At 63.0% G+C, this 5214-nt stretch carries 7 protein-coding genes; 6 read left to right on the top strand and 1 reads right to left on the bottom strand.

The window, feature by feature from the left end:
- Positions 1-116: 116 nt before the first annotated feature.
- The gene (locus JWP83_RS02305; RefSeq protein ID WP_297725389.1) at positions 117-725 is read left to right on the top strand and encodes a DUF1326 domain-containing protein; all 609 of its coding nucleotides are present in this window, start codon (positions 117-119) and stop codon (positions 723-725) included.
- 41 nt (positions 726-766) lie between these two features.
- Entirely contained in the window at positions 767-1516 is a 750-nt protein-coding gene (locus JWP83_RS02300) for a DUF2182 domain-containing protein (protein ID WP_297725387.1), read from the top strand.
- Positions 1517-1578: 62 nt separating this feature from the next.
- Here JWP83_RS02300 and JWP83_RS02295 read toward each other — a convergent pair whose 3' ends face one another.
- Positions 1579-1806 (bottom strand): hypothetical protein, encoded by a 228-nt coding sequence (locus JWP83_RS02295; protein WP_297725385.1) that lies wholly within the window; start codon positions 1804-1806, stop codon positions 1579-1581.
- A gap of 375 nt (positions 1807-2181) precedes the next feature.
- On the opposite strand from JWP83_RS02295, the gene JWP83_RS02290 reads away from it, so the two are divergent.
- The 4 genes from JWP83_RS02290 (at position 2182) to JWP83_RS02275 (ending at position 5063) form a co-directional block, all read left to right on the top strand.
- Positions 2182-3153 (top strand): oxidoreductase, encoded by a 972-nt coding sequence (locus tag JWP83_RS02290; protein ID WP_297725383.1) that lies wholly within the window; start codon positions 2182-2184, stop codon positions 3151-3153.
- A gap of 102 nt (positions 3154-3255) precedes the next feature.
- A complete protein-coding gene (locus JWP83_RS02285) occupies positions 3256-3570 on the top strand; it encodes a DoxX family protein (RefSeq protein WP_297725381.1) in 315 nt (104 codons plus the stop codon).
- A 28-nt stretch (positions 3571-3598) separates the two neighbouring features.
- Complete coding sequence (locus JWP83_RS02280; RefSeq protein ID WP_297725379.1) at positions 3599-4600, top strand: alcohol dehydrogenase catalytic domain-containing protein; 1002 nt, start codon at positions 3599-3601, stop codon at positions 4598-4600.
- A gap of 82 nt (positions 4601-4682) precedes the next feature.
- Positions 4683-5063, top strand: a complete 381-nt coding sequence (locus JWP83_RS02275) for a nuclear transport factor 2 family protein (protein ID WP_297725377.1) — start codon at positions 4683-4685, stop codon at positions 5061-5063.
- Positions 5064-5214: the final 151 nt, after the last annotated feature.

Raw genomic sequence — 5214 nt, 5'->3', positions numbered from 1 at the left:
TGACATACGCCAACCGCTCTGGAACGAACCCCATCGAGATCACCAAAATCTGATGATAATTCTGAGCATGCGAGGAAGGGGAGAATCCGGTGGCTGATCGATGGATGCTTCGCGGTATGGAGTTCGAGAATTGCCTCTGCGCCTGGGGCTGCCCGTGCCAGTTCGGTGCGAAGTCAACCCACGGGCGCTGCGAGGCGTTCATGTGCGGCCACATCGAGGCGGGAAACTTCAACCAGACGAACCTCGACGGCCTGGACTGGGCGATGCTCATGTCCTGGCCGGGTGAGGTCGCCGAGGGCAACGGCACCCAGCAGGTCATCATCGGCGAACGGGCGGATCCGACTCAGCGAGAAGCACTGCGCAAGATCCTTCACGGCGAATCGACTGCACCCGGAGCCACGCATTTCTTCGTGTACAACAGCATGATGTCGACCGTGCTGGACACGCTGTACGCACCCATCGAACTGTCGATCGACGTCGATCAGAGAATGGCCAGCCTCACGATTGACGGGCTGGTCGAGTCACGGGGGACGCCGCTCCCCAGGACGTTGAGCCGAGGAGAGTCGAGCAGGATACGGCTCAGTACCCCGGACGGGCCGCGCTATCTCTATGCCGAGATGGGCAACGGCAACACCACAGCCCGGACGGGAATCAAGCTCGACCTGAAGGACAGCTACGGCCAGTTCAACGTGCTGCACATGAACCAGGACGGACTGATCCGCTGACCACATCTTGGGTCTGGCGCCACCGAGACCGCCTGGCCGTCTTGGCCGGCCTGGGCGGCATCACCCTCGCGGCCTGGGTCTACGTCGTGATGACAGCGCGCCGAATGGCGACCGGGTCAGCGGACATGAGTGGCCAGTCGATGGCGCCGATGATGGACGCGATGAGCGGGGTGCAACCGTGGACGGCAACCGAATTCGGCCTGAGACTGGCGATGTGGACCGTGATGATGGTCGCCATGATGGTTCCCACCGCGGCGCCGATGACCCTGATGTACGCCGCGGTCGCTCGCAAGGCCGCCGCCCAGCACAACCCGCTGGCCCCGACGTTCGTTTTCGTCACCGGCTACATCGCGATGTGGACGGTCTTCAGTGTCGTGGCCACCGTCGCTCAGCACGCTCTCGATCAGGCCGCGTTGCTCTCTCCGATGATGGTGTCCAGGAGCTCGCTGTTCGGAGCGGCGCTGCTGATCGCGGCCGGCATCTACCAGTTCACCCCGCTCAAGAATGTCTGTCTGAGGAACTGCCGGAACCCAGCGCACTTCATGTCCGGCAACTGGCGCACCGGCAACCTCGGCGCAATCCGCATGGGCCTCAGGCGCGGCGCCAACTGCGTGGGCTGCTGCTGGATCCTGATGGGATTGCTGTTCGTCGGCGGCGTGATGAACCTCCTGTGGATCGCGGCGATCGCCGTCTTCGTGCTGCTGGAGAAGACGATCGCAATCGGTGACGTGAGTGGTAAGTTCGCGGGCGCTGCGATGATCCTGGTTGGCGCGTTGAGTTTGGCCCTGTGAGCCCTGCGGCACTCATCGTGTGACCGCGATTTCCGGCAGAGCCATTTCCCTTCTCCGAACGTCTATTTCGTCGCTTCGGCCTGCCGGGCGCCTACATCGATGTCGGCGACCTCGACATCCCGCGGAACGAGAACATCGAGCACGCCCGCCGGCTGATGGCGGCTGGAGTTCCGACTGGACTGCACGTGGTGCCCGGCCTGCCCCGCGGCTTTGAGATGGTCGCCCCAGATCCGACAGCGAACCAGCGCGTCGCCGCGAATCGCCCACGCAGGCTGCTGAACGAACCCCATAGCGTGATAGATCAATCAACTCTCGGTCGGGAATCCGCCTCGATGGCCAGAGCTCAGCGATAGATCTCGCGAGCTGCAGAGGCGCGATTACGACGAGCATCCTCGTTCAGCAATCACATTACTGGTACTAATATCCCGCCACTGTGAGCCATTGCTCGGCGTTCGTGCAGCCGGCCCGTAGGCCAAGCATTGCCCAAAAACGCAGAAGATTCTGCGCAGTGAGGCGATTAGATTGATATATCATGTTATTGGGTGTTACGGTCGGTAGAAATTTGCGGAACCGGTCCGCGCACGCCATGTGCCGCTCGCCATTGACGTGGTGTCACGGTTGGGCGGCGTCGCCGAGGCCGAGAACTGCTGGGGAAGGCGCCGGCGATGGATATGACGGCGGGCGACCGGTATCGCCTGGCGGACAAGGCCGTCTGGCGCGTTGGGTACGGCGCGATGCAGTTAGCCGGCGACGGCGTCTACGGTCCACCCCGAGATCGCGACGAAGCGGTCGCGGTACTGCACGCCGCCGTCGACGCCGGTGTCGATCACATTGACACCGCCCAGTACTACGGGCCTGCAGTAGTCAATCAGCTCATCCGCGAAGCCCTGTTCCCCTACCCCGACAACTTGGCGCTGGTCAGCAAAGTCGCTGCCCGACGCGATGACCATGGCGCTGTTGTGCCCTACGATGACCCCGATCACCTTCGCGCTGGGATCGAAGACAACCTCGCTACGCTCGGCGTCGAGCAGCTCACCGCGGTAAACCTGCGCGTATTGGACAACGCGGAGCCTAACCAACGGTTCGTCGATCAACTGGGCGCCCTGTTGGCCGCGCGGGACGACGGCCTGATCGCCGGGATAGGGATCAGCAACGTCACACGCCCACACCTTCTGATGGCGCTGGGGGTCACCGACATCGTCTGCGTGCAGAACGCGTACAACCTCGCTGAGCGGGCTTCGGATCCCGTGCTCGACGAGTGCACCGCCCGGGGCATCGCGTTCGTTCCGTTCTGTCCGCTGGGCTGGCCGAAGACCCAACACGCCGCCATCCGAACCAATCCCGTTGTCACCAGCGTTGCCGCCGGCCACACCGCAACGCCGGCCCAGGTCGCCCTCGCCTGGCTACTGGCGATCGCCGACAACGTGCTGTTGATCCCCGGTACGAGCAGTCGCGGCCACCTCGCTGAAAACCTTGCCGCCGAATCGCTGTCCTTGCGCGACGACGAAGTCGCCAATCTCAGCGCCGCGTTCGCAACACCACGACACATCGACAGATGCGATGCGAGAATCGGGCGCACCGACGCCGGTGCAACATGCCACCCAGCGATCACGCGAGATACAAAATCGTCTCACTAGCAATGTAACTGCGCATTCCGATCACCTGGGAGGTCACCATGAATCTAGCGCTGTGGATAGTCGCGATTGTTTTGGCGGCAGCTTTTTGCCGGAAGCGGGCTGATGAAGCTGTTTGTGCCGAAGGACAAGCTCGTCAACTCCGGGCAAGGTTGGGCTCAGGACTTCAGCCCGACAAGCGTCCGGATGATCGGGTTCGTCGAACTACTCGGTGCGGCGGGGCTGATCTTGCCCGCCGTCACACACATCGCCCCAATCCTGGTTCCCTGGGCGGCGATTGGCTTGGTCTTCGTGATGGTGGGCGCGGCCGTTGTTCATGCCCGCCGGAAGGAAGCCATGAACATCGTGGTCAATGTCGTGCTGATGGCGCTGGCGATCTTCGTTGCCTGGGGCAGGCTGGGTCCGTATCCCTTCGCATGACGCTGCAACAGAGGTCATGGTAATGACAATGCCGGCAGTGGTACTCACCGCTGAACGCACGATCGCATTCGAAGACCGCCCTCAGCCGACACTGCGACCTGACCAAGTAATCGTCGAAGTGGAGCTGTGCGGCATCTGCGGAAGCGATCTTCATGCGGGTGAGCTGCCGCAGGTCTACCACGGTGACTGCATCCTCGGACACGAATCCACCGGGCAGATCGTAGCCGTAGGGACCGATGTGGCGGAGTGGCGCGTTGGTCAACGGGTCGCCGTCAACCCCAACGGAAACGTCTGTGGTATATGCGAATTTTGCGAATCCGGTCGGCCCAACTTCTGCCGCCAGGCGACACTCGAAACGGCGCTGGGCCTGCAAGCCAACGGCGCGCTCGCACCGTTGATGGCCGCATTTCCATCCCACCTGCGGTCCATCCCGCCTGAACTCGACCCAGCGGAAGCCGCCTGGGTAGAACCCGCCGCAACAGCTCTGCGTGCCGTGGAGCTCGCCGGCGAGTTGCGGGGACGCACGGTGCTGGTGACGGGCGGCGGCCCCATCGGCCAGCTCGCCTGCCGAGTGGCGTCCCTCAAATCTCCCAACGGTGTGTTGCTGATGGAGCCGGCTGCCAATCGGGCGCAGTTCGCGCCGAATTCCCACGCCACGACGATCACGGCCGACGGGGCCAACACCGCCAACGTCGCCGTCGACGTCGCGATCGAATGTTCGGGCAATCAGGAGGCCACCGCGACCGCGCTGAACCTGCTCGCACCTGGCGGCGTCCTCGTCGTGGTCGGCGCCGGCCGACCAACCGGCATCGACGCCGCAACCGTGCTGATCAAGGAGATCACCGTGCGTGGGTCCTACACCTACATCGACGAATTCGATCGGGCCATCGACCTTCTCGCGACCGGCCTACTCGAGGTCGCGGACCTCACCACCGTCATCGCACCACTGCACGACACTCTCGCCGCCTTCGACGACTTGCGGGCCGGCCGAATCATGAAGGCATTGATCGCGCCGAACCGACTCCGATGAGCACTGTCACGCGATCGGCCCGCCGGTACGCCACTCGAAAGTGGTCCGAATCCAACCAACCCCGCCAATCAAGAAGCAGGACATGACGGACTCACCCCGCACCCAGAGCGACCTGATCCGAAGCTTGATCCGCGCGGTCGACGATTCGGATCACGACACCATCGCCGCACTCACCGCCGCACGCGTGCATTTCCGTTTCGGCAACGCGGCGCCGACAGACACCCAGTCTGAGCTTCTTGCGGCAGCCCGGTCGTTTCGCGACGCGATCGCCGATATGCGCCACACCATCGTCGATCTCTGGGAGGTCGACGACGGCACCGTGATCGGACTCATGGACGTGTACTACCGGAGGTTCGATGGCCGCGAGTTGAATTTACCCTGCTGCAACGTCTTTGGAGTGCACGATGGAGTCGTCAACGACTACCGCATCTACATGGACGTCAACCCGGTCATCGCGCCCTAGTAACAGCCGGATTCGTGGAGCCGCTGCTTACAGCGGTACCGGGGGGAGCGATGCATTGAGATTAAGACTCGCCTGAATGTGTTCCAGGGCGGCGGTGAAAGGAGCGACGAGCTCTTGAGGCAAGGGCTCAAAAAACAACTTCTTCACCAGC

It is taken from the genome of Mycobacterium sp. (assembly GCF_025965855.1).
Taxonomy (GTDB): Bacteria; Actinomycetota; Actinomycetes; order Mycobacteriales; family Mycobacteriaceae; genus Mycobacterium.
This window is presented reverse-complemented; position numbering and strand designations above follow the sequence as displayed.